The organism is Dactylosporangium sp. NPDC005555, assembly GCF_040605635.1.
In the GTDB taxonomy this organism is placed as follows: domain Bacteria; phylum Actinomycetota; class Actinomycetes; order Mycobacteriales; family Micromonosporaceae; genus Dactylosporangium.
This window is the reverse complement of record NZ_JBEXDG010000035.1, coordinates 74148-100771: the sequence shown is the minus strand read 5'-3', so window position 1 is coordinate 100771 and position 26624 is coordinate 74148. Positions and strand designations below refer to the sequence as shown.

General features: G+C 73.0%; 31 protein-coding genes. 19 read left to right on the top strand and 12 right to left on the bottom strand.

Translation table 11 applies throughout. The features are described from left to right. Positions 1–775, bottom strand: a 775-nt coding sequence (locus tag ABZS58_RS32465; RefSeq protein WP_354787057.1) for a serine/threonine-protein kinase, incomplete at its 3' end; no start/stop codon positions are given. Positions 776–817: 42 nt separating this feature from the next. On the opposite strand from ABZS58_RS32465, the gene ABZS58_RS32460 reads away from it, so the two are divergent. Then, on the top strand, positions 818–1366 hold the full coding sequence (locus tag ABZS58_RS32460) for an RNA polymerase sigma factor (RefSeq protein ID WP_354787056.1): 549 nt from the start codon (positions 818–820) through the stop codon (positions 1364–1366). 156 nt (positions 1367–1522) lie between these two features. Here the strand turns inward: ABZS58_RS32460 and ABZS58_RS32455 are convergent, their stop codons facing one another. Next, a complete protein-coding gene (locus ABZS58_RS32455) occupies positions 1523–2212 on the bottom strand; it encodes a hypothetical protein (RefSeq protein ID WP_354787055.1) in 690 nt (229 codons plus the stop codon). Positions 2213–2321: 109 nt separating this feature from the next. Between ABZS58_RS32455 and ABZS58_RS32450 the strand changes: the two genes are divergently transcribed. Further along, entirely contained in the window at positions 2322–3362 is a 1041-nt protein-coding gene (locus ABZS58_RS32450; RefSeq protein WP_354787054.1) for a tetratricopeptide repeat protein, read from the top strand. A gap of 45 nt (positions 3363–3407) precedes the next feature. Continuing rightward, complete coding sequence (locus tag ABZS58_RS32445; RefSeq protein ID WP_354787053.1) at positions 3408–4133, top strand: DUF4261 domain-containing protein; 726 nt, start codon at positions 3408–3410, stop codon at positions 4131–4133. Here the strand turns inward: ABZS58_RS32445 and ABZS58_RS32440 are convergent. Beyond that, positions 4108–5013, bottom strand: a complete 906-nt coding sequence (locus ABZS58_RS32440; RefSeq protein ID WP_354787052.1) for an ATP-grasp domain-containing protein — start codon at positions 5011–5013, stop codon at positions 4108–4110. The two genes, ABZS58_RS32445 and ABZS58_RS32440, sit on opposite strands and share 26 nt — an antisense overlap. Positions 5014–5036: 23 nt before the next feature. Here ABZS58_RS32440 and ABZS58_RS32435 point away from each other — a divergent pair, with 23 nt between their 5' ends. Next, the gene (locus ABZS58_RS32435) at positions 5037–5912 is read left to right on the top strand and encodes a GNAT family N-acetyltransferase (RefSeq protein ID WP_354787051.1); all 876 of its coding nucleotides are present in this window, start codon (positions 5037–5039) and stop codon (positions 5910–5912) included. 100 nt (positions 5913–6012) lie between these two features. Here ABZS58_RS32435 and ABZS58_RS32430 read toward each other — a convergent pair whose 3' ends face one another. The 5 genes from ABZS58_RS32430 to ABZS58_RS32410 all read right to left on the bottom strand — a co-directional run bounded on the left by ABZS58_RS32430 (position 6013) and on the right by ABZS58_RS32410 (position 9827). Further along, positions 6013–6432: a hypothetical protein gene (locus ABZS58_RS32430; protein ID WP_354787050.1), complete on the bottom strand. Its 420-nt coding sequence runs from the start codon at positions 6430–6432 to the stop codon at positions 6013–6015. Positions 6433–6682: 250 nt separating this feature from the next. After that, entirely contained in the window at positions 6683–7009 is a 327-nt protein-coding gene (locus ABZS58_RS32425; RefSeq protein ID WP_354787049.1) for a hypothetical protein, read from the bottom strand. A gap of 125 nt (positions 7010–7134) precedes the next feature. Continuing rightward, positions 7135–8088 (bottom strand): PQQ-binding-like beta-propeller repeat protein, encoded by a 954-nt coding sequence (locus tag ABZS58_RS32420; RefSeq protein WP_354787048.1) that lies wholly within the window; start codon positions 8086–8088, stop codon positions 7135–7137. A 2-nt stretch (positions 8089–8090) separates the two neighbouring features. Continuing rightward, a complete protein-coding gene (locus ABZS58_RS32415; protein ID WP_354787047.1) occupies positions 8091–8744 on the bottom strand; it encodes a hypothetical protein in 654 nt (217 codons plus the stop codon). Positions 8745–8804: 60 nt separating this feature from the next. Then, a complete protein-coding gene (locus tag ABZS58_RS32410; RefSeq protein ID WP_354787046.1) occupies positions 8805–9827 on the bottom strand; it encodes an aldo/keto reductase in 1023 nt (340 codons plus the stop codon). Positions 9828–9921: 94 nt separating this feature from the next. On the opposite strand from ABZS58_RS32410, the gene ABZS58_RS32405 reads away from it, so the two are divergent. Together ABZS58_RS32405 and ABZS58_RS32400 are read left to right on the top strand one after the other, a co-directional pair. Beyond that, a complete protein-coding gene (locus ABZS58_RS32405) occupies positions 9922–10494 on the top strand; it encodes a TetR/AcrR family transcriptional regulator (protein WP_354787045.1) in 573 nt (190 codons plus the stop codon). After that, positions 10491–10808 carry an ADP-ribosylglycohydrolase family protein gene (locus ABZS58_RS32400; RefSeq protein WP_354787044.1) on the top strand — a complete coding sequence of 106 codons (318 nt, stop codon included), beginning with the start codon at positions 10491–10493 and terminating at the stop codon, positions 10806–10808. The genes ABZS58_RS32405 and ABZS58_RS32400 overlap by 4 nt, the downstream gene beginning before the upstream one ends. 65 nt (positions 10809–10873) lie before the next feature. On the opposite strand, the gene ABZS58_RS32395 is transcribed toward ABZS58_RS32400, so the two are convergent. Then, a complete protein-coding gene (locus tag ABZS58_RS32395) occupies positions 10874–11815 on the bottom strand; it encodes a helix-turn-helix domain-containing protein (RefSeq protein ID WP_354787043.1) in 942 nt (313 codons plus the stop codon). A gap of 88 nt (positions 11816–11903) precedes the next feature. On the opposite strand from ABZS58_RS32395, the gene ABZS58_RS32390 reads away from it, so the two are divergent. The 3 genes from ABZS58_RS32390 to ABZS58_RS32380 all read left to right on the top strand — a co-directional run bounded on the left by ABZS58_RS32390 (position 11904) and on the right by ABZS58_RS32380 (position 14317). Next, positions 11904–12893: a saccharopine dehydrogenase gene (locus tag ABZS58_RS32390; protein ID WP_354787042.1), complete on the top strand. Its 990-nt coding sequence runs from the start codon at positions 11904–11906 to the stop codon at positions 12891–12893. A gap of 388 nt (positions 12894–13281) precedes the next feature. Then, positions 13282–14055 carry a hypothetical protein gene (locus tag ABZS58_RS32385; protein WP_354787041.1) on the top strand — a complete coding sequence of 258 codons (774 nt, stop codon included), beginning with the start codon at positions 13282–13284 and terminating at the stop codon, positions 14053–14055. A 49-nt stretch (positions 14056–14104) separates the two neighbouring features. After that, on the top strand, positions 14105–14317 hold the full coding sequence (locus tag ABZS58_RS32380) for a hypothetical protein (protein ID WP_354787040.1): 213 nt from the start codon (positions 14105–14107) through the stop codon (positions 14315–14317). Here ABZS58_RS32380 and ABZS58_RS32375 read toward each other — a convergent pair. Further along, complete coding sequence (locus ABZS58_RS32375) at positions 14305–14550, bottom strand: hypothetical protein (RefSeq protein WP_354787039.1); 246 nt, start codon at positions 14548–14550, stop codon at positions 14305–14307. The two genes, ABZS58_RS32380 and ABZS58_RS32375, sit on opposite strands and share 13 nt — an antisense overlap. A 122-nt stretch (positions 14551–14672) precedes the next feature. On the opposite strand from ABZS58_RS32375, the gene ABZS58_RS32370 reads away from it, so the two are divergent. The 3 genes from ABZS58_RS32370 to ABZS58_RS32360 are packed head-to-tail and all read left to right on the top strand — an operon-like array spanning position 14673 to position 18898. After that, positions 14673–16862, top strand: coding sequence for an MMPL family transporter (locus ABZS58_RS32370; protein ID WP_354787038.1), 2190 nt, complete (start codon positions 14673–14675; stop codon positions 16860–16862). Between the two features lie 10 nt (positions 16863–16872). After that, complete coding sequence (locus ABZS58_RS32365; RefSeq protein ID WP_354787037.1) at positions 16873–18204, top strand: potassium transporter TrkG; 1332 nt, start codon at positions 16873–16875, stop codon at positions 18202–18204. Between the two features lie 16 nt (positions 18205–18220). Continuing rightward, the gene (locus ABZS58_RS32360) at positions 18221–18898 is read left to right on the top strand and encodes a TrkA family potassium uptake protein (protein WP_354787036.1); all 678 of its coding nucleotides are present in this window, start codon (positions 18221–18223) and stop codon (positions 18896–18898) included. A gap of 51 nt (positions 18899–18949) precedes the next feature. Here ABZS58_RS32360 and ABZS58_RS32355 read toward each other — a convergent pair whose 3' ends face one another. Continuing rightward, entirely contained in the window at positions 18950–19519 is a 570-nt protein-coding gene (locus ABZS58_RS32355; RefSeq protein WP_354787035.1) for a hypothetical protein, read from the bottom strand. A 146-nt stretch (positions 19520–19665) separates the two neighbouring features. Between ABZS58_RS32355 and ABZS58_RS32350 the strand changes: the two genes are divergently transcribed. The 4 genes from ABZS58_RS32350 to ABZS58_RS32335 all read left to right on the top strand — a co-directional run bounded on the left by ABZS58_RS32350 (position 19666) and on the right by ABZS58_RS32335 (position 23141). Beyond that, complete coding sequence (locus tag ABZS58_RS32350) at positions 19666–20136, top strand: chemotaxis protein CheX (protein ID WP_354787034.1); 471 nt, start codon at positions 19666–19668, stop codon at positions 20134–20136. 69 nt (positions 20137–20205) lie between these two features. After that, entirely contained in the window at positions 20206–20520 is a 315-nt protein-coding gene (locus tag ABZS58_RS32345) for an antibiotic biosynthesis monooxygenase (RefSeq protein ID WP_354787033.1), read from the top strand. 4 nt (positions 20521–20524) lie between these two features. Beyond that, positions 20525–21205, top strand: a complete 681-nt coding sequence (locus ABZS58_RS32340; protein WP_354787032.1) for an alpha/beta hydrolase — start codon at positions 20525–20527, stop codon at positions 21203–21205. Positions 21206–21263: 58 nt separating this feature from the next. Continuing rightward, the gene (locus ABZS58_RS32335) at positions 21264–23141 is read left to right on the top strand and encodes a hypothetical protein (RefSeq protein ID WP_354787031.1); all 1878 of its coding nucleotides are present in this window, start codon (positions 21264–21266) and stop codon (positions 23139–23141) included. Between the two features lie 155 nt (positions 23142–23296). Here ABZS58_RS32335 and ABZS58_RS32330 read toward each other — a convergent pair whose 3' ends face one another. Further along, positions 23297–24277, bottom strand: a complete 981-nt coding sequence (locus ABZS58_RS32330; RefSeq protein WP_354787030.1) for a TIGR04222 domain-containing membrane protein — start codon at positions 24275–24277, stop codon at positions 23297–23299. Positions 24278–24473: 196 nt separating this feature from the next. Between ABZS58_RS32330 and ABZS58_RS32325 the strand changes: the two genes are divergently transcribed. From ABZS58_RS32325 to ABZS58_RS32315, 3 genes are all read left to right on the top strand, one after another. Then, positions 24474–25550: a glycoside hydrolase family 19 protein gene (locus ABZS58_RS32325; protein WP_354787029.1), complete on the top strand. Its 1077-nt coding sequence runs from the start codon at positions 24474–24476 to the stop codon at positions 25548–25550. A gap of 94 nt (positions 25551–25644) precedes the next feature. Further along, complete coding sequence (locus ABZS58_RS32320; RefSeq protein WP_354787028.1) at positions 25645–25797, top strand: hypothetical protein; 153 nt, start codon at positions 25645–25647, stop codon at positions 25795–25797. Positions 25798–25934: 137 nt separating this feature from the next. Then, positions 25935–26612 carry a hypothetical protein gene (locus ABZS58_RS32315; protein ID WP_354787027.1) on the top strand — a complete coding sequence of 226 codons (678 nt, stop codon included), beginning with the start codon at positions 25935–25937 and terminating at the stop codon, positions 26610–26612. Positions 26613–26624 lie beyond the last annotated feature (12 nt).

Below are 26624 nucleotides of genomic sequence, written 5' to 3'. Positions count from 1 at the left end.
CGGCCGCCTGCCGCAGCTCGGCGGCGAGCTCGGCGGCGGACGCGAAGCGGCGGCGCGGGTCCGGGTGCAGCGCGCGGCGCACGATGTCGTCCACCGCGGACGGCACCCCCGGCCGCGACTTCGACGGCCTGTCGCCCGCCGCCGCCGGTGGCCGTCCGGTGAGCATGTGGTGCAGGGTCGCGCCGATGCCGAAGACGTCGGCGCGCACGTCCAGCCCGCCACCCGGCTTCGCCTGCTCGGGTGCCGCGTAGCCGGGCGTACCGGCGGCGATGGTGAAACCGGAGGCATTGGCAAGGGCCTTGGCCAGCCCGAGATCCGCGACGAGCACCCGGTCCCGCCCCGGCGCGGGCTGGAACAGCACGTTGGACGGCTTCAGGTCGCGGTGCAGGACCCCGGCCGCGTGCAGGTCCGCGACGGCACCCGCGATGTCGGCGGCCACGAGGAGCGCCTCGGCGACCGGCAGCGGCCCGTCGGTGAGGCGGTCGGCGAGGGTACCGCCGGCGGCGAACGGCATCACGAGATACGGCCGCCCGTCCGGCAGCTCACCGACGTCGAGGACCCGGACCAGCAGCGGCGAGTCGGTCCGCCGCATGATCCTGCCCTCCTCCTCGAAGCGGGCCCGCAGATCAGCGTGGTAGGTCCAGTTGTCCGCCAGCACCTTGATCGCCACCGAGGCGTCGAGCGCGTCGTCGGCACCGAGCCACACGGTGGCGAACGCCCCCGACCCGATGCGCCGCAGCACGCGATATCGACCGATGTTGTCAGGAACTGGCACGACCGTATTATGAGCCACACGAAACGGGGGGCAGGGGACGGCATGCCGGCAGACGATCATGACATCGAGGCGCTCGCGACCAGAGCCGCGGCCGGCGACACGACCGCGCTCGACGCGTTGCTGGCCCGGATCGGGCCGCAGGTCATGCGTCAGTGCCAGCGGATCCTGCCCTGCCGGCAGGACGCCGAGGAGGCCTGCCAGGACACGCTGCTCCAGGTCGCCACGAAGATCTCCACCTTCGACGGCCGGGCCCGCTTCGCCACCTGGTTGTATGCGGTGACGGCCAACTGCGCCCGGCAGACGTATCGCACCCTGAAGCGCCGCGCGGGTGAGCAGTCGACGCCGCAGCTGCCCTTCGACACCGCGGACCCGCGCACGACGAGCGTCATCGCCGGCTCCCGCCTGGACCTGCTCGACGCGCTGGAGCAGCTGGAGGCGCACCGGGCGGAGCTCGTCGCCCCACTGGTCCTGCGCGACCTGTGCCAGTTGTCCTACGAGGAGATCGCCGGCCACCTGAACATCCCGGCCGGCACGCTGAAGTCCCGCATCCACGACGCCCGCCGCCACGTCCGCGCCTCACTCGACGGCTGACCGCCACCGCCAACATCGCCGCCCGCCGACGAGCCCCTGGTCGCCGACATCCACGTCTGACAGCGGGTCCGGCCGCGAGGTCGCCGGCTGCTGCGCACGACATCGCGAGGTGTCCGCCCGAGGTGACCGATGCGCCGGCGGCGTGGCGCTGAAGGGTCAGGCGCTCTTCGGCTCGATCACCGGCGGGCGCAGCCGCAGGCTGTCGATGGTGGTGCCCTTCGCGTCGTACGCGGTGAGCAGCGGATAGTTCTCGGGCGGCAGCGGCGACGTCCCGCCCTTGCCGTCGGCGACGCTGTCGGGCAGCGGCTTGCCCTTGCGGCTCAGCCAGAAGATGGTGACCTGCGGGTTCCTGCTCCAGCGGGCGTACCGTGCCTCCACCGTGGCACCGCCGGCCTGGCTGGTGATCCTGCCCGCCTCGGCCCACACACCGCCGAACTCGATGAGCGTGCCGTCGGGCGTGACACACTGCGTGACCCCGAACAGCTTGCCCTTCAGGTCACCCATCGTCATCGCGGTGACCGCGCGGCCCCCGGCGCACGGGTGGTCGACGTCGACGGCGCCGCTGCCCTGGTCCCGCCACGCCTGGTCGAGGTACGGCTGCTCCGCCGTCCCCCAGAAGTACAGCACCAGCTCCTGCCGCCCGACGGCGATCCCCGTCGGCACCGGGTCTCCCACCGGCAGCGCACTCGGGTTGACGGTGATCGCGACCGGCGCCGGCGTCTCCGGACCCTGCACCGGACCGGCCGGCCCGGTGGGCCCGGCGGCCGCACACGCCGCGACCCCGACCAGCACGGCCGCGGCGATGATCACGAACGGCACAGCGGCGCGTCGCACGATGATTCCCATGTTGTCCATGACGACCTGACCGCCCGGAACCGTTGCACCCGCATCCACAGCCGTGACAGGTGTCCGACGAAGTGGTCGATGTCCGGGTCGGTGGTGGCGATGATGAGCCATGGTGGAGCGCACGCGGTCACGCCGGGCGGTCGAGCTGACACTGGCTATGCTCGTCCTCGGCTGTCCGCTCGCGTGCGTCGTGGCGGGCCTCGCCGACCGTGCCGGCCCGTGGGTCTTCGCCGTGGTGGCGCTGCTCGTCGTCGCCGTCGCCTGGCTGAAGTGGCGCGAGGTGCGCGCCCGCCGCGCGGAGCGGCGGGTCGAGGACGCCATCCACGACCTGTACGAGGACGCGCTCGACCGGGCCGGGCGCGGCGACCACGCGGGGGCCGCCGCGCGCTTCGAGGAGGCGATCGGCCGCGGCGACCACCTCGCGTTCGACCTGCACGAGGGGCTCGCCGCCGCCCACCTCGCCCTCGGCGACACCGGCCGGGCCGTCGGGGTGTGGCGCGGCCTGTACGAGCGGAACCTCCGCGACCTGGGCGAGGACGCGCTGCCGACGGTCGCCGCCGCCAACGGGCTCGCCGCGGCGCTGCTCACGCACGGGGAGCGGACCGCGGCCGGCGACCGCTACCGGGACACTCTCGACCGCTGCCGGCGGCTGCTCGGCGACGCGCACCCGGAGACGGTCGCCGCGCTGAACGGTGTCACGCGGACCGACCCGGACCCCCGGCACGGGCAGGTCGCGGCCCTCTACGAGGAGCTGTTCGGCCCGTCGCACCCGGACACCACCATGGCCCGGCGGCAGGCCGCACCGGACGACCCGGCGACCGCCAGGCTCGCGGCCGGTGACCTGATGGGCGCGCGGACGCAGTACGAGCGCGCCGGCCAGACATCGGAACTCGCGATGGTACTGCGGGAGCAGCGGGACCTGATCGGCGCTCACGGTGCCTATGTGCGCGCCGCCGAGCGCACCGACCCACGGGATCCGGCGCACGTCGCGGCCCTCGCCGGGCTGGCCCGGGTCATGCTGCTGCAGGGCGATGACACCAACGCGGCGGTGCAGCTCGCGGCCGTCGTCGAGGCGTGCGTCGCGCTGTACGGCGCGGACCACCCCGAGACGGTCGCGGCGGCTCGGCTCAGGGACCTCCGGAGCCGGTGACCCGCGTACGGGCTGTCGGTGCCGGTGCCGTGACATGATGCCCCGATGAGCGCTGGACTGGCGGCGGAGCTCTGCTACACCGACGCGGTGCGGCTGCGTCCGGGTCTCGCCGCGATCCGGCGGTACTGGCCGTCCGCCGAGCTCGCCGACGGCACGAGCCGCGGCGGCGGGTGGGTGGTCGGGTTCCCGGAGCTCACCGTCGCCGACCCGATCCGGCTCCTGGTGTCGGTCGGCCGGCCCGTGCTCTCGCAGGACCGCCGGGACCTCACCCACACCCGCGACTGGCAGGACGCGGCGAAGGTGATGGGCGCCGTCACGCACTCCGTGACGGTCTGCGAGGTCTTCGGCACGTCGTTCGCCCCCGCCGACCGGGTGCGGGCGTTGACCGCCGTCGTGCGCGGGCTCGCCGACGAGACGGGACCGGCCGGCGTCTGGTGGCCGGCGAGCGCGCTCGCCACGCCGCCCGACGCGGAGCGCCCCGGCGTGGTCAACGTGCGCAGGCACACCGCCGCCGGCGGACTCGTGCTGGACACCCTGGGGCTCGCCCCGCTGGGCCTGCCCGACCTGCAGTGTGTGTGCGGCGCGCTGCCGCCGGAGTCCATCGACGCCTACCTCGCGGCCACCGCCTCGCGCATGATCGAGGGCCAGGCGCTGCGGGCCGGCGACACCGTGCGGGGGCTGACCCCGCACCAGCGCTGGCGGGTCGAGGCCGGGCCGGTCCTCGCGGGCCCGGACCGGCCGGTGCTCACGATCGCACCAGCGCCGCGATGAACGGCGACGGGTCGATGCTGGTCGGGCGGTCGCTGACCTGACCGTCGCCGAGCTCGATGACCCGCCACACGCCGTCGGCCCGCAGCGCCAGGTCGACCGTGACGAACGGCAGACCCAGCGCGGCGACGAGCGGCGCCACGGCGGACAGGTCGAGGTCGGCGGCCGGCAGCTCGTCCGGGGTGTCGGGGTGCGCGCCGACCAGCCGGCACGCGCCGTCCACCCACCAGGTGCGGACCTCGGCCTTCGTCAGGTCCTCGAACCGGCGGAGCACGAACCCGCCGGTGAAGTCGTCGTCGCGCAGCTCGCGGAACCGCGACGCGACCGTCCACGCGGCGCCGGCGTCGGCGAGGTCGGGGATGAACGCGGCCTCGTGCCAGTGGTGCTTCATCGACTTCGTGTAGTCGCGCAGGACCGCCGGGCCGGGCCCGAGGTCGCAGGCCGCCCGCTCGAACGCCTCCCGGTCGTCGCCGACCGTCCACGTCGTGGGTGGTGTGACAGCCGCGAGCGCCGCGTACCAGCCGGGCAGCTCGTGCGCCCGCCGATACTGCGCGGCGTCCGTGCGCAACGTGACGTCCCGGTCCTCGAGCGCCCCGGCGAACGCCGCGTACTGCTCCGCGCGCAGCATCCAGCCCCGGTAAACGGCCTTGCCGCCCTCCTCGCCGTCGTCCCTGCCGCCTTGCTTGCCGCCCTGCTTGCCGCTTTCCTTGCCGCTTTCCTTGACGCGGGCGACGCCGCGCCGCGCGCCGTCCGGGCTCGTCAACGCGTCATGGTCGACCACGGCCACGTCCAGGCCCGCGTCGCGGGCGGCATCGGCCTCCGCGGCGAAGTGCTCGTCGGGGCGACGGGGCCGCAGCGGGTCCGCCGGTACCAGCAACGTCATCGACACACGGATACCTTATTCGGATGGTTGCTCTCGAGTTCACCACCGACGCGACCCGCTTCCTCGCCGCGGCCGGTGACCACCTCGCCGCCGACCCGGTCCTGAACACGGTCGTGACGGCGAACGCCCACAAGGCCCGGACCTTGCCCGTCGGCGGCCCGCCGTTCTGGTGGCTGACGGTGCGCTCCGCCGACGGTCGTGTCGTCGGCGCGGGGATGCGGACGTCCCCGACCGCGCCGTATCCGCTGTACCTGCTGCCGATGCCCGACGAGGCCGCCGTCTCGCTGGCCCGCGCGTTGCACGACCGGGGCGAGGAGACCCTCGCGGTCAACGGTGCCCTGCCCGCCTCCGCGCTGTGCGCCGCCGAACTCGCCCGCCTCACCGGCGGCCGGTCCGAGGTCCACGTCCACACCCGTCTGCACGAGCTCCGTTCGCTGGTCCGGCCAGCCCCTTCGCCGGGCCGCCTCGCCGCGGCGACCCCGGACGACCTGGACCTGATCAGCGCCTGGGTCACGGCGTTCATGGCCGACGCCGACGAGCAGGCCGGCCGCCCGCGGGGCTCCGGCACCCACACCCCACCGGACCGCCCGGAGCTGCGGCGCCGCATCGACGCCGGCCTGCTCTGGTGCTGGCTCGACCCCTCGGGCCGCCCCGTGAGCCTCGTCGGCGCGACCCCGCCGTCGTTCGGCGTCGCCCGCATCGCCCCCGTGTACACACCCCCGGACGAGCGAGGCCACGGCTACGCCAGCAACGCCGTCGCCGGCGTCTCCCACCTCCTGCGGTCCGCCGGCCACCGCGTCTGCCTCTTCACCGACCAGGCCAACCCCACCTCCAACAAGATCTATGCCGCCCTCGGCTACCACCCCGTCGTCGACATGGCGAATTTCGCCATCCTCTAGGTGCGACGCGTGACCGGCGGCGCGATGCGGCTCGTCCACGCCGCGACCCGCGACCTCCCGCCGGCCGACGTCCTGCGCTGAACGGCCGGCGGGACGCGGCTCACGACCCGTCGACGCGGCGCCGCCACCACGCGGTGCGGGACGTCGCGGCCGGGTCCGGCAGGGTCTTGCGGAGGAACACCTCGTCCAGGGCGCTCACCATCCGCCGCAGCTCCCGGGCCGCCTGCGCCGGCAGCAGGTGCAGCGCCGCCTCCAGGACGTCGCGCTCGTCGCTGAAGTCGCAGCCCGGACAGGGGCACCTGTCGGAAGACAGCTCCGCCCAGCGCCCCGGCCGCAGAACCATCCGTTGGTAGTACCGCAGCGCATCTCCGACGCGTCCGACGTCGGGACGCTGCGTCTGCAACCTGACGATCGCCGCGTTCGCGCGGCTCGACATTCCGTCGATGGGACGGACCTTCGCGCCGGCCTCGGACCGCCGCGGTGCTCGGGCGCGGACCGCGCCGGGGGAGTTACGCGCCATGCGCCTTTCGGAGTGCTCGCATCCGCCCAGTGTGCCACGCCCACCGCGCCTGTACCTCAGGGGTGCACGGCGTCGTTATCGTCGGTGGGGTGCGGCGGATGTGGCTTCTCGGCACGATCGCGTTGACCCTGGTCGTGGGCGCGGTCGCGGTGACGGTCGCGCTCGCGCCGGCCGGGACGCGCCGCCGGGGCAGGCGCTGCAGTGGCTGCTGTTGATGGCGCACTTCGTGATCGACGCGGGCTGTGGCGGCTCAGGGACGCGTTCCCGCGCCGGTTCCTGACGGAGCGCCTGCCGTTCCTGCTGCCGCGGCGCGACCCGGACCCGGCGGCGGTCCGCTGAGCGAAGGGCCGGCGACGAGCGTCCCCGGCCCGATCGCGACCGTGCCGGTCAGCCCCCCGCCGCAACCGCCGGCGGCACCTGCCGCGGGCGCGACGAACACGACGAAGGTGACCACGAGCGCGGTGACCGTGGCCATCAGCGCGAGCAACCCGAACAGGACGATCTTCCTGCCGCGTCCCCGCACCGGCTCCACAGGCTCCGGCCCACCTGCCGTTGCCGGCTGCATGAGCTTCACCACCTCTCCAACCTCCTGCGCCGAGCGCAGACGCGCCGCATCACCGCGCTACGCGCCGCGAAACCGCGCTACGCGCCGCGAAACCGCGCTACGCGCCGCGAAACCGCGCTACGCGCCGCGAAACCGCGCTACGCGCCGAGCGTCGTGAGGTGGCCCTTGCCGGCGACGTGGACGAGGTCACCGTCGCCGGGCAGGAGCCGGTCGATCGGGGCGGGGACACGGACCCTGGCGCAGATCCGGCCTGACCGGTCGACCACGACCAGATGCCCGTCGCCGCGCGGCAGCAGCGCACCGGCGGGCGTGGCGACGCCCGCGCAGACCGCACCCCGCGGCAGGTCCGTCACCACGGTCCGCCCACCGGTGACGAGGTCGACGACGGTGACCGACGCGTCCTCCGCGAGCCACAGCGTGCCGCCGCCGAGCACCGGCGGACACCACGGCAGGTCCCGGTCATGCCGCCACAGCGCTTGTACACCGCGCTCGGGGCCGAACGCCATGACGGTGCGCCGGCCGCAGACGAAGACGACCCCGTCGCCGAACGCGTCGCCGGCATCGGGAAAGTCCACGGGCGCCGGAACAACCCAACGGTCCGCCCGATCGACGGACCGGACCAGGTACAGCGCTGGCTCGTCCCGGGCGGCGAAGAGCAGGGCGCCGGAGCCGACCGGCACCGGCCGGCTGACGTCCGCGGACGTGACAACGCCCGGGACCGGTGTGCCGTCGGAGAGCCGGATGCGGGTCATCGGCCGGTACCCACGCCAGCCGCCGACGAAAGCGAGGTCTCCGCCGACCGTCAGGTGGTGCTGGTGCGCGGGCATCCGCAGCTGCCATCGTGGCCTGCCGTCGTGTGCGTCGAGGCAGTCCAGGACGCCGGTCTGGCTCACATACAGGCAGTGGCCGCCGCCGACCGCGGCGCTGCCCCAGCGGGACTCGATCCGGTGCTCCCACAGCATTTCCCCGCTGCGGGGGTCGAGCCGGGCCAGCCGGGAGTGCCGCTCCGCCACGACGAGCACACCGCCTTCCGCGGCGACGGCGTGGGTGCCGGGTCGGGCGTGCAGCGGACGGGACCAGAGCGCCTCCACGGTCAGGCGGGGTGGCGGGTCCAGGGGGCGCCGGGGGCGGCGCGGGTCGCGGACTCGCCGGGGGCGAGGTCCAGGATGTCGACGAGGGTGGGGTCCTCGTCGACGGCGTGGTGCAGGTGGCCGAGCTTGCCGGTGGTCGGGTCGGCGTCGGACGGGCCGATCAGCTGCCAGCTGCCGTCGCCGGCGTCGTGGCTGACGTACAGGATGGGCTCGCGGCGCTCGAAGACCTCGAGGGTCTGGATGCTGTTGGTGCCCAGCAGCCAGTGCAGCATCCACGCGGCGCGGCGGTCGCGCTCCAGGACGAGGTCGGCGACCCACCAGATGAACGGCAGCGTGTCGTGGGCACGGGCCTGCGCGGCGGTCAGGTCGGGGCCGCCCTCGGGGACGCGCTCGAACGGCTCGTCGGTGAGCGCCAGCCCGTGCCCGTCGCCGTGCTGGACGACCCGGGCGTGGAACGTGCCGCCGCCCGGGTTGCCGACGCCCATACCGATCGTGAGGTGGCCGGCGTGCGGGTCGGCGCCGGTGGTCCAGCCGAACGCGTACGACGCCATCTCGCCGCGGTGGCTGACGAACTCGCCGAACGCGCGCCGGTCCATGCCGGTCGCGTCGGCGGTCGGCACCTCGACGAACGCGCCTTCCTCCACCTCGATCTCCACGACGGCCATCCTAGTGGCTCACAGGTGCTGTCGACGCGCCGGACCGTCGCGGCGGCGGGGCTACGGACGGCGGCGCAACGAGGGGTCGAGCAGCGAAGGAGGGGTGTCGAACTTCTCCTGCGGGGCGAGGTCGACGCCCGGCGCCACGATCTCGTCGATCGCGTCCAGCACGTCGGCGGGCAGGACCGTGTCGGCCGCGGCCAGCTGCGACCGCAGGTGCTCGACCGTGCGCGGGCCGATGATGGCGCTCGTGACGCCCGGATGCGCCGTGACGAAGCCGAGCGCCAGCTGGATCAGCGTCAGACCCGCCGCGTCGGCGACCTTCGACAGTCGCTCGACGGCGTCGAGGCGGGCCTGGTTGCCGGGGACGGTGAGGTCGAAGCGCTCCGGCAGGATCGAAGCACGGATCGTGGTGATCTCCTGGCCGGCCCGGACCGCGCCCGACAGCCATCCCGACGCGAGCGGGCTCCAGGCGAGCACGCCCAGCTCGTACTCCTGCGTCACCGGCAGGACGTGCGCCTCGATGCCGCGCTGCAGGATCGAGTAGCTGGGTTGTTCGGTGACGTACCGGCCGAGACCACGCTGCCGGGCGGTCCACTCGGCCTGCACGATGCGGTACGCCGGAAACGTCGAGCAGCCGAAGTAGCGGATCTTGCCGGCCCGCTGCAGGTCGGTGAGGGCGGACAGGGTCTCCTCGTCGCTGGTCGTCGGGTCCCAGCGGTGGATCTGGTACAGGTCGACGTGCGAGACGCCGAGGCGGCGCAGGCTGTTGTCGAGCTCGGTGACGAGCCAGCGGCGGGACGCGCCGCGGTGGTTGCGTTCGTCGCCCATCGGCATGACGGCCTTGGTCGCGAGCACGATGTCGTCGCGGCGGCCGGCGATCGCCTTGCCGACCATCTGTTCGGATTCGCCCTGGCCGTACATGTCGGCGGTGTCGATCATGTTGATGCCGCCTTCGAGTGCGGCGTCGACGATGGCGGTCGCGGTGGACTGCGTGGTGCGCCCGATGGCGCCGAAGTTCATCGCGCCGAGCACGAGCGTGCTGACCTGCACGCCGGTGCGGCCCAGGGTGCGGTACTGCATGACCGGTCCTCCCGTATCCTCGTTGAAACGGAACCATGTTCCGCTCACCAAACATACGGAACCATGTTCCGTTTGCCAAGTGGAGGGTGTCACAGTGCCGGAGGACGTACCGCGAAAGCGCGCCGACGCGCGCCGCAACGAGCAGACCCTGCTGGACGCGGCCGCCGCCGCCTTCGTCACGTCCGGCGTCGACGTCCCCGTCCGCGACATCGCGGCGAGGGCGGGCGTCGGCGTCGGCACGATCTACCGTCACTTCCCGACCAGGGCCGACCTCATCGTCGCCGTGTACCGCCACCAGGTCGAGGCGTGCGCCGGCGCAGGCCCGGCGCTGCTCGCCGGCAGCGCCTCACCGCACGCCGCCCTGGCCGCCTGGATCGACCTGTTCGTCGACTTCCTCGTCACCAAACACGGCCTCGCCGAGGCGATGCAGTCCGACGACGCCACGTTCGAGTCGCTGCACGCGTACTTCATCGACCGCCTGCTCCCGGTCTGCACCTCACTCGTCGCCGCGGCCGTCTCCGCCGGCGAGATCCGCGCCGACGTGGAGCCGTTCGCGCTCATGTACGGCACCGGCAACCTCTGCATCGGCGCCGGCCGCGACCCCCGCTACGACGCCCGCCGCATGGTCGCGCTCCTCATCGCCGGCCTGCGCCGTGACATCGGATGAGCCGCGCCGACCGGGTGACCGGCGCCATGGTGGGCTGCGCGGCCGGCGACGCGCTCGGCGCCCCGTTCGAGTTCGGCCCGGCCGGCGCGTTCCGCGAACGCTTCCCGGTGCCCGCTGAGGCCATCATGGAGCCCGGCGGCGGCTGGGACGCCGGCGAGGCCACCGACGACACGCAGATGGCGCTGCTCGTCGCCGACTCCCTGCTGGAGCACGACGGCTTCGACGGCGCGGACGTGTTCGTCCCGCTCCCGGGGTTCCCCGGCCGCCCTCGCACCGCGGAGGACCTGTCCCGGCTGGCCCTCGGACTGGACTGAGTGGAGCTGCTCCGCCAGGACGGCCGCGATCGGACGCCGGCCGCCGAGGGCGCGGCTCCGGTCGGTCACGGTGAGGCGCGGAAGGTGCGGCGGTAGGTGTCGGGCGGGACGCCGACCGTTCGCTGGAAGTGCCGGCGCAGGGTGGTCGCGGTGCCCATGCCCGCGGCGTTGGCGATGGTGTCGATGTTGTCGTCGGTGGTCTCGAGGAGCTCCTGGGCGCGGCGGATCCGCTGGGTCAGCAGCCACCGCAGCGGGGTGGTGCCGGTGACGGCGTGGAAGTGGCGGGCCAGGTGGCGGGAGCTCATGTTGGCCCGGGCGGCGAGGTCCTCCACGGTGAGCGGACGGTCCAGCCGCCGCATGACCCAGGGCAGCAGCGACGCCAGCGGGTGGCCGTCGCCGGCGGGCACCGGCGTGGTGACGTACTGGGCCTGGCCGCCGGCCCGGTGCGGCGGCACGACCAGGCGGCGGGCGACCACGTTGGCGACCGCGGGGCCGTGGTCGAGGCGGACCAGGTGCAGGCACAGGTCCATCGCGGCGGCCTTGCCCGCGGAGGTGAGCACGCTGCCGTTGTCGATGTAGAGCACGTCGGGGTCGACCGTGACCTTCGGATAGCGCGCGGCCAGGTCGTCCGTGTGCGCCCAGTGCGTGGTGGCGCGCAGCCCGTCGAGGATGCCGGCGGCGGCCAGCACGAACGCGCCGGTGCACAGCGAGACCACCCTGGCGCCGTGGGCATGGGCCGCGCGGACGGCACGGACCAGGTCGGCCGGTGGGTCCTCGTCGACGTCGGCGAGAGCCGGGACGATCACCGTGCGGGCCCGGGCCAGGTGGTCGAGCCCGCGGTCCGGCGTCAGCGTGAAGCGACCGACGCGCACGGGACCCGTGCCGCAGACGCTGACGTCATACCAGGGGACCCGCACGGCGTCCGGGGCGGAGCCGAACACCTCGCAGGCCAGGCCCAGCTCGAAGTGCAGCATCCCGTCGGTGACGGCGACCGCGACCGATGTCATGTCGGAAATTGTACGGGTCACGTCGTTCCAGACACTGTCGAGCGCTTCGAGGAAGGGCCAGGATTTCGGTGTGGATCACAATGTCGCTGTGTACGGTGCCTCCGGGCACACCGGCCGGTTCGTCGTCGCGGAGCTCGAGGCGCGTGGGTACACGCCGCTGCCGCTCGGCCGGAACGCGGCGAAGCTGCGAGGGGGACGGCAGGCGGCGGTCGACGACCCGGCCGCGCTCGACCGGGCGCTCGACGGCGCGGCGGCCGTCATCAACACCGCGGGGCCGTTCGCGACGACCGCCGCGCCGCTGATCGGGGCCGCGTTGCGCGCCGGCATCCCGTACGTCGACGTGGCCGCCGAGATCGAGGCGAACCGGGACACGTTCGCCCTGTTCAAGGCCGCGGACACGGCGGTGGTCCCGGCGATGGCGTTCTTCGGCGGCCTCGGCGACCTGCTCGTCACGACCGCGATGGGCGACTGGACGGCCGCCGACGAGGTGCACGTCGCCTACGGCCTGAGCAGCTGGCACCCCACCCCGGGCACCCTGGTCTCCGGCGTGGTGTCGGGGCAGCGCCGCGGTGGCCGCAGGGTCCGCTTCTCCGGCGGGCGGCTGGTGCACCACGACGACACCCCGACCGTGGTCGAGTGGCCCTTCCCGGCGCCGCTCGGCCCGCAGGACGTCATCGGCGAGTTCACCATGGCCGACGTCGTCACCGTGCCGAGCCACCTGGCGGTGCCGGAGGTGCGCACGTCCATGACGGTCCGGGCGGCCACGGACCTGTCCGCCCCGGGCGCCTCGCCCCCGGCCCCGGTCGACGCCCTCGGCCGCTCCGCGCAGACCTTCATGGTCGACGTCGTCGTCCGCTCAGGCCCGGCGCAACGCCGCATCGTCGCCACCGGCCAGGACATCTACGCCATCACCGCGCCCCTCGCCGTGGAGGCCGTCGACCGCATCCTCACCGGCCGCGTGCGCACCACCGGCGTCGCCTCGGCGGGTGCCGCCTTCGACGCCCCCGACTTCCTCCGCGCCCTGTCCCCGCACCTCACCGTCCACCACCACCCGGACCGCGCCACGACGCCCGTCTGACGCTGGCGTGCTGGGCGGGGTGCCAGCGGATCTCGGGCACGGAGAAGCACCAGGCGGTCGCCGCGACGTGCACCGACGACCGCGACGAACAGCACCCACTGCAGCGCCCGCCCGCCCGCCCGCCCGGGCGAGGCGATCGTCAGCGCGATCGTGCCGAGGGGCCACCCGCCGCGCGCCGCCGAGGACAACGGTGCCTCGCACCCCGGCCTTCCGGTCAGTTCGCCGCGCGACGCCATCACCGTCAGCGTGACCTCGTCATCGACGGGGGCGTGACGTCCCGGCGGCACCGCCGTCGACACCCGCTCCGCCCAAGAAGCCCAGGCCGCGGCCGACCACTTCTGCAACACCGTCTTCCTCGTCTACCCGCGCACCCCGGTACCGTCGTGCCGTGAGCGCCGTCGTGCGGTTCTGCGAGCTGCTGTCATCCCCTTGGCCCGTCCGCCGGCTCCGGATGATGCCGCTGTCCGGCGCCGCGGTCAGGTTCTTGACGCTGGAGGCGACCGACCCGCAGGCATGGCGGGACGGGCCATGGCCGCACTCGCCGTGGTCGCTGAAGGACGCCGTCCTGCAGACCTTCACCGCCCTCGGCGCGCCGCCCCGGTCCGCCGCGGCCCTGCGGGAGCTGATCGTCGGCGCGGTCGGCCGGCCGCAACGGTGCAAGGACCACCGCTACTGGGAACTGGCCCGCACGCTGGACAACGCGTCCCTGCGCGCCAGGCTCGCCGCCGACGGGCAGGAGCGAGCGCGGTTCGTGCTGTGGCTGCTGGAGCATCCCGAGCACCGGGCCGGCAGCCGCGGCTGGTGGCAGTGGCTGCGCACCGAGGGGCGTCCGCTGCCGGAGCACCTGGCCCGGCTGGACATCGCCGCCATCCGCCGCCCGGCCGATGCCGCTGCCGCGTTGACCGGCGTCCCGGTTCCGGATGTCGCGCGTATCCTGGAGTCGATCGAGTTCGGCCCGGCGATCCAGATCGCTGCGCGGCTCGCCCCGGCGGACGCCGTCGGCGCACTGGCCATGATGGACCCCCGCCGCGCCGTGCAGACCCTGCACCGCGTGCCCCGGCCCGCCGCGACGACGATTCTGCGTCACCTCCCGCCCGGCACCGCTCTGGCCGCGATGCTCACCCGGGACGGTCAGGCCCGGGCATCGGCCCGGCAAGTGTGACGATCGCCGCTGTCACCCGGGCAGCGTAGCCGCAATCATGGGAGGTGTGATGCGCCTCGAAGTCGACGGACAGGTGTTCAGCGTGGCCGGGCGGCCCGAGCGTCCCGGGCAGTACGACTACACCTGGGTCTCGGGACGGAATCCTGGATACGGGTTCAGCTCGGCCAGGTCCGATGCCGCGCCGCCGACAACGGCTGAGCACGTGGCGGCCATCCGCGGTTTCCTCGCCCAGATCGACCCGGAGACCGGCTACATCGGCTGATGCTGCGGCACGTTCGGCTGTGCTCCGGTGCGGGAGCGGCGGCGGTGCAGGCCGTAGCTTGCCATGAGCAGCGCCGTGCCGATCGCGTCCAGGAGCCAGTAGATGTCGGCCAGCAGCCGGCCGTCGTCTCCGGTGCTCGCCGTCATCAGGGTCCACCACCCGTTGAACGCCCAGGCGGCGAGGATCACGGCGCCGCCGAGCATGGTGAGGGAGCCCGCGTTGCGGCGGTGCACGACGTACGCCGCCGTGAGCGGTGGTGGGGCTGGCCCTACCCAGGGGCCGCCCGTGCGCCCCACCTCAGGTCAGCGGGCTCGCCGGATCGATCGCGGCCGGTGGCGTCAATAGCGTTCGTGGCATGGAATCCAGGGACAACGTGAAGGGCATCGCGGCGCGGTTCGCGGTGTGGAGCGCCCGCCATCGCGCGCTCGCCATCATCGGATGGCTCGTGTTCGTCGTCGGCGTGACCGTGCTCAGCGGGCAGGCCGGCATGATCGAGGCGGGCAGCAAAGACTTCGGCAACGGCGAGTCCGGCCGCGCCGACCGGGTCGTCGAGCAGGCCGGCTTCCCCGTCCAGGGCGCCGGCGAGATGATCATCATCACTGCCGAAAAAGGCCCGGCACCCGAGGTAATCCGGGAGGTGACCGAGGCCGTGCAGGCGACCGGCGCCACCGAGCCGGTCGCGGCGCCGCTCACGTCCGAGGACGGGAAGTCGGTGCTGCTGACGTTCACCGTCCGCGGGGACCCGGAGACCGCGAAGGACCGCATCCAGCCGGTCCTCGACGCCGTCGCGGGCGTGCAGCGGGCCCATCCGGAGCTGTACATCGCCGAGGCCGGCGACGCCAGCGGGGACAAGCTCATCGGCGACGAGCTCGACGAGCGGCTCAACCGGCTGTCGATGCTGTCGATCCCCGTCACCCTCGGGATCCTGCTCGTCGCGTTCGGGGCGATCGTCGCCGCGCTGCTGCCGGTCGGGCTCGCCGTCACGGCCGTCGTCGGGGCGGTCGGGCTGCTCGCGTACGCCAGCCACCTCGCGCCGGCCGTCGACACCACGATGCACGTCATGCTCCTGGTCGGGCTCGCCGTCGGGGTCGACTACTGCCTGTTCTACATCCGCCGGGAGCGCGACGAGCGGCGCGCCGGCGTCGACCCGCACCGGGCGCTCGTCATCGCCGCGCAGACGTCGGGCCGGTCGATCTGGGTGTCCGGGCTGACGGTCATCGTCGCCATGGCGGGGATGTTCCTGACCCGCGACACCACGTTCGTCAGCTTCGCCGTCGGCACGATCCTCGTCGTCGCCACGGCCGTCCTCGGCTCGCTGACCGTCCTGCCGGCGCTGCTGTCCGCGCTGGGGGACCGGGTCGACCTCGGCCGGATTCCCGGCCTGTACCGCAAACGCTCCGGCAACCGCGTCTGGGGCGCGTTCCTGCGGCTGGTCCTGAAGCGCCCCCTCATCTCGGCCGTCCTCGCCGTCATCGCGCTCGGCGCCCTCGCCGCGCCGGCGCTCGACCTGCGCACCAAGGGCGAGGGCGTGGAGGACCTGTCCCCGAGCGCGCCGATCACGCAGGCGTTCCTGGCGATCCAGGCGGCGTTCCCCGGCGGCACCGGCCCCGCCCGGGTCGTCGTCAAGGCGCCCGCCGTCACCGGCACCGAGTGGGACGCGGCGGTCGCGGAGTTCAAGCGGCAGGCCCTCGCCACGGGCCGGCTGCACGAGCCGGTGACCGTCGAGGTCAACCCGGCGGGCACGGTCGCCGTCGTCAGCGTCGGCCTGTCCGGCACCGGCAGCGACCGCGCCTCCGAGGAGGCCCTCGCGGCGCTGCGCGGCACCGTCATCCCCGCCACCCTCGCCGGATACCCGGACGCATGGGTAGGCGTCACCGGCGACACGGCGGGCTCGGAGGACTTCAACGACCAGCTCGCCGGCTCCATGCCGCTGGTCTTCGGGTTCGTGCTGGGCCTGGCGTTCCTGCTGCTGCTCGTGTCCTTCCGGTCGGTCGTCGTCGCGGCCACCGGCGTGGTGCTCAACCTGCTGTCGGTGGCCGCGGCCTACGGGATGCTGGTGTTCGTCTTCCAGTACGGGCACTTCGAGTCGCTGCTGGACTTCCGCGCCGCGGACGGCATCACCAACTGGATGCCGCTGTTCCTGTTCGTGATCCTGTTCGGCCTGTCGATGGACTACCACGTGTTCGTGGTCAGCCGGATCCGTGAGGGCCACGACCGCGGGCTGCCGACCCGGCAGGCGGTCACCGAGGGCATCACCGCCACCGCGGGCGTCATCACCAGCGCCGCGGCGGTCATGGTGGCGGTGTTCGCGCTGTTCGCGACGCTGCCCCTGGTGTCGACGAAGGAGCTCGGCGTCGGCCTGGCCGCGGCCGTCCTGCTGGACGCGACGATCGTCCGGGCGGTCCTGCTCCCGGCCACGATGGCCCTGCTCGGCGAGCGCAACTGGTGGCTGCCGCGCTGGCTCGGCTGGCTGCCCGAGGTCTCCCACGACGTACCGGCGCAGACCCCGCAGACACGGGACCTCGTCACCAGCGTGAGGTCATAGGATCTTCCGCATGCTCCGTGCCCTGCGGCACCCGACCCGCCTGTTGCCGACGGCGTTCCTGGCCGTGCTCGCCGTCGGCACCGGCCTGCTCATGCTCCCCGCGGCCCGCGCCGCCGGGGAGCCCGCGCCGTTCCTGGTGGCGCTGTTCACGGCCGCGTCGTCCGTGTTCATCACCGGCATGAGCACGGTGGACGTCGCGACCTACTGGTCACCGGCCGGCCAGGGCATCATCCTCGGCCTCATCCAGGTCGGCGGCTTCGGCATCATGACCTTCGCGACGGTCCTGGGCCTGATGGTGTCCCGCCGGCTGGCGCTGCGCACCCGGCTTGTCGCCCAGGCCGAGACCCGCTCGCTCAACCTCGGCGAGGTGCGGGCGCTGCTGCTGCGGGTCCTCGCCATGATGGTCGGCTTCGAGCTGGTCGCCGCCGCCGTGCTGACCGTCCGGTTCCGCACCACCTACGACGGCACCTTCGGCACCGCGCTCTGGCACGGCGTCTTCCACGCGGTCAGCGCGTTCAACAACGCCGGGACGACGCTGTACACCGACAGCTTCATCGGCTTCGTCGGGGACCCGTGGATCTGCGGCACCGTCGCGGTCGCCGTCGTCCTGGGCGGCCTGGGCTTCCCGGTCATGCTGGAGCTCTACCGCGAATGGCGCAAGCCGCGCCACTGGTCGATCCACACCCGGCTCACCGTCTGGGGCTCGGTGATCCTGCTGCTCATCGGCATGATCGCCGTCACCGCCTTCGAGTGGTCCAACGCTGCCACCCTCGGGCCGCTCAACTGGTGGCAGACGATCGTCGGCGGCGCGTTCTCCGGCGTCAGCCCCCGCACCGCCGGGTTCAACAGCATGGACTACGCCGAGGTCCGCCCCGAGACCCTGGCGTTCACCAACGTGCTGATGTTCATCGGCGGCGGTAGCGCCGGCACCTCCGGCGGCATCAAGGTCACCACGTTCTTCCTCCTCGCGTTCGTCATCTGGGCCGAGGTCCGCGGCGAGGACGACGTCAACGTCGGCGCCCGCCGGGTGCCCGCCCAGACCGTCCGCCAGGCGGTCACCGTCGCCCTGCTCGGCGTCGGCACGGTCGCCGCCGGGACGCTGGTCCTGCTGCTCGTCACCGAGCTGCCGTTCGACCGGGTCCTGTTCGAGGCGACCGCCGCGTTCTCCACCACCGGCCTGTCCACCGGCATCACCGCGTCCCTGCCGGCGGCCGGGCAGCTGACGCTCGTCGCACTGATGTTCATCGGCAGGGTCGGTACCATCACGGTGGCCTCCGCGATCGCCCTGCGACACCGGAAGCTGCGCTACCGCCTGCCCGAGGAGCGGCCGATCATCGGGTGACGCCTTTGGAGGCTCGATGAGCGACAGTGACAGGTCCGGCGGCGTAGTGGTCATCGGCCTCGGCCGCTTCGGCGGGCAGGTCGCCGAGTCGCTCACCGAGCTCGGTCACGAGGTCCTCGGCATCGACGAGAACGCCGAGATCGTGCAGAAGCTCGCCGACGTCCTCACCCACGTCGTACATGCCGACTCCACCGACGAGGAGGCCCTGCGCCAGATCGGCGTCGCCGAGTTCAACCGCGCCGTCGTCGGCATCGGCACCGACATCGAGGCGAGCGTCCTGACCGTCCTGGCCCTCACCGAGCTCGGCGTCGAGGAGATCTGGGCCAAGGCCATCTCCGCCAAGCACGGCCGCATCCTGGAGCGGGTCGGCGCCCGGCACGTCGTCTACCCCGAGGCCGACATGGGGGAGCGCGTCGCCCACCTCGTCACCGGCCAGCTGCTGGACTTCATCGAGCTCGACGACGGCTACGCGATCGCGAAGGTCTGCCCGCCGGAGGAGACCATCGGGCAGACCCTGACCCAGCTGGGCCTGCGCAGCAAGCACGGCATCACGGTCGTCGCCGTCAAGCGCGCCGGCCGCGAGGCCGAGACCGCCCTGCCCGACACCGTCATCGAGCACGGCGACACCCTGATCGTCTCCGGCCCGACGAAGAAGGTCGAGCGGATCGGCGACCGCGGCGGCTTCCCCCGCTGACAGGCGAAGGACCCGGGACGACGAGTCCCGGGTCCTTCGGTTCCGAAGGGGTCAGATGAGCCAGCGGTTGCGCTGGACGAAGGGCAGCTTCGCCCACAGGCGGCCGAGGCCCCAGGTGTGCCCGGCGTACGCGGCGGCCAGCACCACCAGCACGAGCGCGTAGATCAGGTGGTAGTCGGCGAACGGGTTGGTCGAGCCGGTCGCGCCGACCGGCCATTCGGCCAGCCACATCATCGCCATGATGAGCGCGCCGGACGCGGCGGCGATCCGCATGCCGACCCCGGCGAGCAGGGCCACACCGACGCCGAGCATGCCGAGCATGAACAGCCAGTTCGCCCACCAGGTGCCGGCCATCGCGTGGAACGCCGACTGCAGCGGGCCCACGTCGACCGAGCTGAGGAAGCCCTTCGTGGGCGAGCCGCCGTTGATCCAGGCCTTGGCCGACGGGGTCGAGTAGCCCAGGCCGAACGTCTTGTCCAGGAACGCCCACAGGAACACGAACCCGGTGCCGATCCGCAGCACCGCGAGGGACTTCGCCGCGGCCTTGGTGAGCATGCTGCCCGGCGCCTCGACGCGCTCGAGCTGGCTGACAGGGGTGTGGTGGACGGATGCGGCGCTCATTTCGGGCCTCCAGTCGGTTTCCTTGACAACCTCAGTGTCGTCGTCGCGGCGTCGGTACGACCGTGCCGAAGCGCCCGACCCGCAGGGCCGGAAGTCCCCTCAACTCGGCATCGCGCCCGCCGATAGTGGTGACCGGGGGTGGTCTCGTGGATCCGGAGACGTCGCTGTCCGAGGACGACGTGCGGGGCATCGTGTGGCAGGTGTGGACGGCGTACCTGCACTGCACGCCCGACGTGCAGGCCGCCCCGGAGCCGCTGGCGGACACCGCGGACGTGACCGCGAGCATCGGCGTCGCCGGCGCGTGGAACGGCCTCGCCGTGCTGCGCTGCGGCCTGCCCGCCGCGGGGGTGATCGCGGGGGCGATGCTCGACGTCGACCCGGTCAGCGCCAACGCCGACGACTGCGCCGACGCGCTCGGTGAGCTGGTCAACATCCTCGCCGGGAACGTGAAGAGCCTGCTGCCCCAGCCGAGCCACCTGTCGCTGCCGCAGGTCGTCGTCGGCCGGGCCAAGGTCGTCTGGCCGGGCACCACGGCGCTGCACACGCTGCAGGTGACCCTGAACGACGAGCCGACCGTCCTCACCATCCTCAGCGGCGAACCCAAGCCGCACATGTGACCCGGGTCACTTCCACTGCGTCGGTACAGATGGAAACATCGGTTCGCACAGTGGAACGAGGAGGGTCGGATGCACGTCGTCGTCAGTCAGGCCTGGACCCGCGACGCGGAGGGCCACGCGGACGCGTACGTCGCCCTGTCCTCGCGCTTCGCCGAATACTTCGCCGCCCACCCCGGCTTCCGCGGCCGGTGGCTGGTCCGCGACGTCGAGGACCCGACGCACTTCACGCACATCCGCCTGTTCGACACGGCCGAGTCGTACGCCGAGGCGACCCGGACCCCGGGCTACGTCGAGCACACCGAGGCCATGTACGAGCACCTGCGTCCGTACGACACCTATCCCCGCACGATCGGTGAGGTCGTCATCGAGGACCGGCCGAGGTGACGGCGTGACCGTCTTCGTCCTTGTCCACGGCGCCTTCCGTGGCGCGTGGTCGTGGTCGCGGGTCCGGCGCCGCCTCGCCGCCGCCGGCCATGAGGTGTACACGCCGTCGCTGACCGGGATGGGCGACCGCCGGCACCTCACCGGCGAGCCGCCCTCGCTGGACACCTGGGCCCTCGACATCGCGAGCCTGCTGTTCGACGAGGACCTGCGCGACGTGGTCCTCGCCGGGCACAGCCAGGGCGGCATCGCGATCGCCGCCGCCGCGCGCCGGTGTGCGGACCGGCTGGCCCGCCTGGTCTTCGTCGACGCGCCCGAGCCGCTGCCCGGCGAGTGCGCCGCCGGGCTCCTCGGCCCGGTGCCGGACCTGCCCCGCGACCTGTGGCTGCCGCCCACGCCCCTCGCCGATCCGTCGCTGGACCCCGCGACGCTCGCGTGGGCGAACGCCCGGCTGTGCCCGACCCCGCTCGCGCCTTCCCTCGATCCGATGCCTCCCCAGACCGAGGCTTCGGCGGCGGTACCGCGGCAGTACATCTTCTGCACCGGCACGCCGCCCGGGTATCCCGCATCGGTCACCCTCGACCGGCTCCGTGCCGGCGGCGTGCCGTTGCATCTGATCGAAAGCGGTCACGACGCCCCGCTGGGGCACCCCGCGGACCTGGCCGCCCTGCTTCAGGGCGCGTCGTAGACGCCGGTGTTCCTCGCCGCGGTACACCTGCTGGGCGGCACCAGCGACAATGCGGTGTGTGCACGAACTGATGCGATCGCTTGGCCGTCGGATCGAGGCCAGTCAGCAGAGTCCGGACCCGCTGAGCCTTCTCGGGGACGACGCGATGCGGGAGGCCGCCGACCTCTGGGCGGCGCAATGGCGCGAGGATGCGGGTGTCAAGAACCTTCCGATCGCCCACACGATCGCCTGGCTGCACTGGAGCCGTTTCAAGGCGTTGCCCGTGGGTGAGGACGAGGCAGACCTGGATCTGGCGCTCATGGTGTTCGCCTGGGTGGTCGAGGTTGCACCGCAGTTCGTCAACGGCGAGGTGCGCGATGCCCTTACCCCGGGTGGCCGGGACGCCCGCCTGGCGCTCAAGACGTTGCACGTCGTGGAGTACCGCGATGAGCCTGACCTCCTGGACCGGGCGATCGACCTGGGCCGTCGCTCGCTGGCGCCCGTCGGCCTGCCGCCGGCGAACGTGGCCCGGCGCTCGACCAACCTGGGCAACGCGTTGATGATGCGGTATGAGCGTCGCGCGGATCCGGCGGACCTGACGGCGGGCGTCGAGGCGCATCGGAACGCGGCAGATGCCGCGCATCCCGCCGATGAGGTGTGGCCCCTTGCCCAGTCCAACCTGGGCAACGCGTTGTTGCTGCAGGCCCAGTTCACCGGTGATCGGGAGCAGCTCGACGAGGCCGTCGAGGCCACCCGGGCGGCGTGGGCGACGACTCCGCATCATCACCCCGATCTTGTTTGGCGCTGCCTGAATCTCGGCAACAGTCTCCGGACGCGATTCGAGCGGACAGCCGCATTGGCCGACCTTGATGAAATGGTCAGGGTGCTTCGTGAGGCCGTGGCCCTCGCGCCGGACGGCCATGTCGATCGGCCGATGTTCTTCAGCGGTCTCACCGCCGCGTTGGGCCTTCGCTTCGCACATCATGGCGAACTGGAGGATCTGGACGCCGCGGTCGATGCGGCCCGTGCTGCGGTCGACGCTTGCCCGCTCGGTCGTGCCGACCGGCACCGGTACCTGACGAGCCTCTCCGTCATGCTGGAGCGGCGCTATCGGCGGCAGCGGCAGGCGGAGGACATCGACGAGGCGGTCGCCGTGGCGGAGGCCGCGGTTGCGCAGGGATCCCACCACGTGTCGGGGTCGGCGGCCCGTATGTCCAATCTCGGTGGGGCGCTCTCGGTCCGCGCCGGTGCGACCGGGACGATCGAGGACGCCGATGCGGCCGTTGTGGCGTGCCGGGAGGCGGTGCGGCTCGGATCGGCCCGGCAAGGGCACCTGAACCTCTCCGATGCGCTCCACCAGCGTTTCGAGCTCGCCGGAGACCTGTCCGATCTCACCGAGGCGGCGGCAACGATCCGGGCGGCGCTCGCGGATGCGGACACGGGCGACCCCGGCACGGCGTCGCTGTGGCTGGGCCTGGGACTGGTGCTGTTCAGCCGATTCCAGCGCACCGGAGAGGAGGGCGACGTCGGTGCGGCCCTGCACGCCTTGCGCACGGCGGCGTCGGGGCGCAGCCCGGGACATGCGATGGCGATGCGCGCGGGCGCCGCCTGGGGCCTGGTGGCCGCGACCGTCGGCGCCTGGTCGTCGGCGGCCGAAGGCTACGGTGTCGCCGTCGGGAAGTTGACCGAGGCTGCCTGGCCCGGTCTGCGCCGCGACAGCCAGGAGCAGGCGCTGAGGGACTGGTCCGGTCTGAGCGCCGATGCCACCGCCGCCATGATCGCCGCTGGGAGCCTCGGCGCCGCCGTCGAAACAGCCGAGCAGGGGCGCGGCGTCCTGTGGGCGCAGCTGTTGCAGACCCGCACGACCCTGGGCGACCTGCGCGCCGCCGCACCCGCACTTGCCGCCCGGCTCGACGGGCAGCGCCGGGCATTGGCGGCGGCCTACACCGTCGACTGACCGAAGCAACGGCGCACGACCGCATCGCGCAGCGGGCTCGACGGCTCCACGGTCGGCGGGCGGTCGAGCCCGCCGTCGCCGCGCAGTCCGCGCCGTCTAAAGGTCGACAGGAGATCAGGTAACACTCTTTACAAAAGAAGAAAGTGGGAAAGGGGTCAGCCGCCGCACGACGAGCCGCCCCCGGATGAGGAGCCTCCGCCGCACGAGGAGCCGTCGCCGTATGCGGAGCCGCAGGTGTACGACGACGAGGAACCGGTGCCGAGCGGGGCCGATGCTCCGGCGTGGCCACCGCCGCGGCGCAGGGCACGCGAGGACGGCCGCCGGTCGGTGCTCGGCCCGGGCGGTTCCTGCAGCCCGGCGGCATAGGCCGGATCCCCCGCGCGTATCGCGGTGTCGCCGTGCAGCGCCACGGACATGGCCGCGCCCGCCGGGCCGTAGGTGGCCCAGGACGGGCAGAGGTGCGGCGCGAGGTGCTGGTGCTCCCGCCGCGCACCCGACCAGACCCCGAACGTGTCCCGCACCCGGGGCGCCTCCAGGTTCACGACCAGGAGCATGGCCGAGCCGTACACGATCATCGAGAAGATCAGCAGACCGATCGGCCGGTCGTTGATCAGCCCTGCCACCGCCCGGACCGCGCCGAGGACGAGCAGCGCGCCCAGTGGCACGCCGGCGACGATCGAGAGCCTGAGGTCGAGCCCGCGGTCGGCGTGCAGCCCGCGCCGGCGAAGGTCGGCCTCGATCGCTTCCAGGGCCGGCCTGACCGTCGTGTCCCGATGCAGGCCGCTGGCCTGCCTCGGCGTCCGGACGGCCTCGAACAGGGCCCGCTCCAGCGGCGTGGCCTCGGCGGGCAGCGCCTCGCCGCCGCCGAACGCGGCGCTGCGCGTCACCACGCCGGCGGCCGCCTCGACCGCACCCCGGGCGCGCAGTGCGGCGAGGCCGGTGCTGATGACGCCCGCCCGATCGGCCCTCAGCGCCGCGAGATGCTCGGCGGTGAGGCCTTCGGTGTGCGGCCGGCGCAGCGCCCGCGTGCGCCACCACCGCCACAGCAGCGCGACGCCGACGGCGAGCACGCCCGCCGCGTGGAACAGCCAGAGAAAGACCGGTCCTGAGATTCCCCAGGTCGCACCAGCAGCCATGATCGCCCACCCCCGTGACCGACGTCAGGTCCCCATTGTGGGCATCGACCGGCGTCGTACGACAGGGGAGCGGGCGGACCCTGAGCACATCTTGCCGAAGGCGGAAATCAGGTAACAGTATTTACAAAGAGGGAAGTTTTGTTTACAAATAACGACATGGACGACTGTCCATGTTTCCGTGGAAGGTGGTTCGCCCATGCTCAGAAGAAGACTGCTCGCGCTCGTGGCCGCGGCGGGCATGACGATCGCGGCCGCCGCGGCCGTGGTCCTGCCCGCGACCGCGGCCAACGCGGCCGCATGTGCGTCCGCCTACGTCTCCAGCCAGGTGTACACCGGTGGGCAGCAGGCGTCGTACAACGGCCACAACTGGACCGCCAAGTGGTGGACGCAGTACGAGACGCCCAGCACCGGCGGGTCCGGCGTGTGGGCGGACGACGGCAGCTGCGGCGGCGGCACCGGCGGTGGTGGCGGCGGCTCGTGCAGCTACCCGAACTGGGTGGCCGGGCAGTACTACGCGGTCGGCGCGATCGTGCGCTATACCAACGGCCTGTACTACCAGGCGACGCACGAGAACCCCGGCTACGACCCGACGATCAGCACCTGGTTCTGGTCGCCGTACAGCTGCGGCGGGGGCGGCACGGGCGGCGGCGGGGGCGGCGGGTTCGTCGTCAGCGAGGCGCAGTTCAACCAGATGTTCCCGGGCAGGAACGGGTTCTACACCTACGCCGGGCTCACCGACGCGATCAAGAAGTACCCGGCGTTCGCCACGAGCGGCAGCGACACCGTCAAGAAGCAGGAGGCCGCGGCGTTCCTGGCGAACGTCAGCCACGAGACCGGCGGCCTGGTCTACATCGACGAGATCAACACCGCGAACTGGCCGCACTACTGCGACTACAGCCAGCCCTACGGGTGCCCCGCCGGGCAGTCCGCGTACCACGGCCGCGGCCCGATCCAGCTCAGCTGGAACTTCAACTACAAGGCGGCCGGTGACGCCCTCGGCGTCGACCTGCTCAACAACCCGAACCTGGTCGCCACGAACTCGTCGATCTCGTGGCAGACGGGCCTCTGGTACTGGATGACCGGCACCGGCAACGCCGGCACCACGTCGCACAACGCCATGGTGAACGGCCAGGGCTTCGGCACCACGATCCGCGCGATCAACAGCATCGAGTGCAACGGCGGCAACGCCGGTCAGGTGCAGAGCCGCGTGAACCTGTACAACCAGTTCGTCGGCATTCTGGGCGTCCCCGCCGGCGGAAACCTGTACTGCTGACACCAGACCGCGGGTGCACCTCGCCGAGGGGTGCGCCCGCGGTGTGTCACAGGGTGTCACCGTAGCCGCACCCCGGGTTTGACATTCTTGCCGGATGTTGCACGAGTTCGAGCTCCGCGGTGCCGCGTCCCCGGTGCGGGCCGCGGCGCCCGACGTCGAGGTCGACCCCATCACCGCAGACGGCGGGGTGCTGCTGGTGGCGGGTGCGTCGACCGACGGCCTGCGCCGCGTCGCGCTGATCGTCTGAATGCGCCACGCGGCTGGCACAACTGGATTACATTGATGGTTGTTGTTTGTGTACCGCACTCGGCGCCCCGCCGGGTAACGCGGCGTGGCGGGAAACCGCTCCTTTGCTGCGAGAGCAGATGATCAGGGGGTGTGGGCGTGGACCTGCTCGGCGTGTGGCTGGGGTCGGGCGTGCGGTCACGCCTGCGCAGGGATCGGATCGCCGTCGTGCCCGGCGCGGAGCAGGACCGGATCCTCGCCCGGCTCCGTCAGTTCGAGGCGGACCTCGGCGCCGGCCCCGCCGTGGGGTTCGACGGCGCCTTCGGCATGGTGACCGAGCTGGCCGCGGTCGCCGCGGAGATCCGCGCCGCGGCGGACCCGGCCGCGCGTGCCCTCGCCCCACGGGCCGGGACCGGGCTGCGCCACGCGCTCAAGGACCTGTGCGACCTGGGGCTCGCCGTCGACCCGGGGGTGCCGGATCTCGGCGCCGCGGTCCACCAGGTCGCCGCGGCCGTGCCGCTGACGGTGCACGTGACCGTCGACGTCGTGCCGGGGACGCCGGTGGTGGCGGCGACCGCGTACGCCGTGGTCTGTGAGGCGCTCGGCAACGTCGTCGGCCACGCGGGCGCTCGCAGGGCCGTCGTCGCGGTGCGCGGGCACGGCCCGACCGTGCAGATCTCCGTCGACGACGACGGCATCGGCGGTGCGCGGCCCGTCATCGGCGGCGGGATCGTGCTGCTCGCCGCCCGCGCCGCCACGCTCGGCGGCCTCCTGCACCTCGACAGCCCGCCCGGCAGCGGCACCCACCTCAGCGTCGAGCTGCCGTCGAACGCGTAGGGCAGCCCGGAA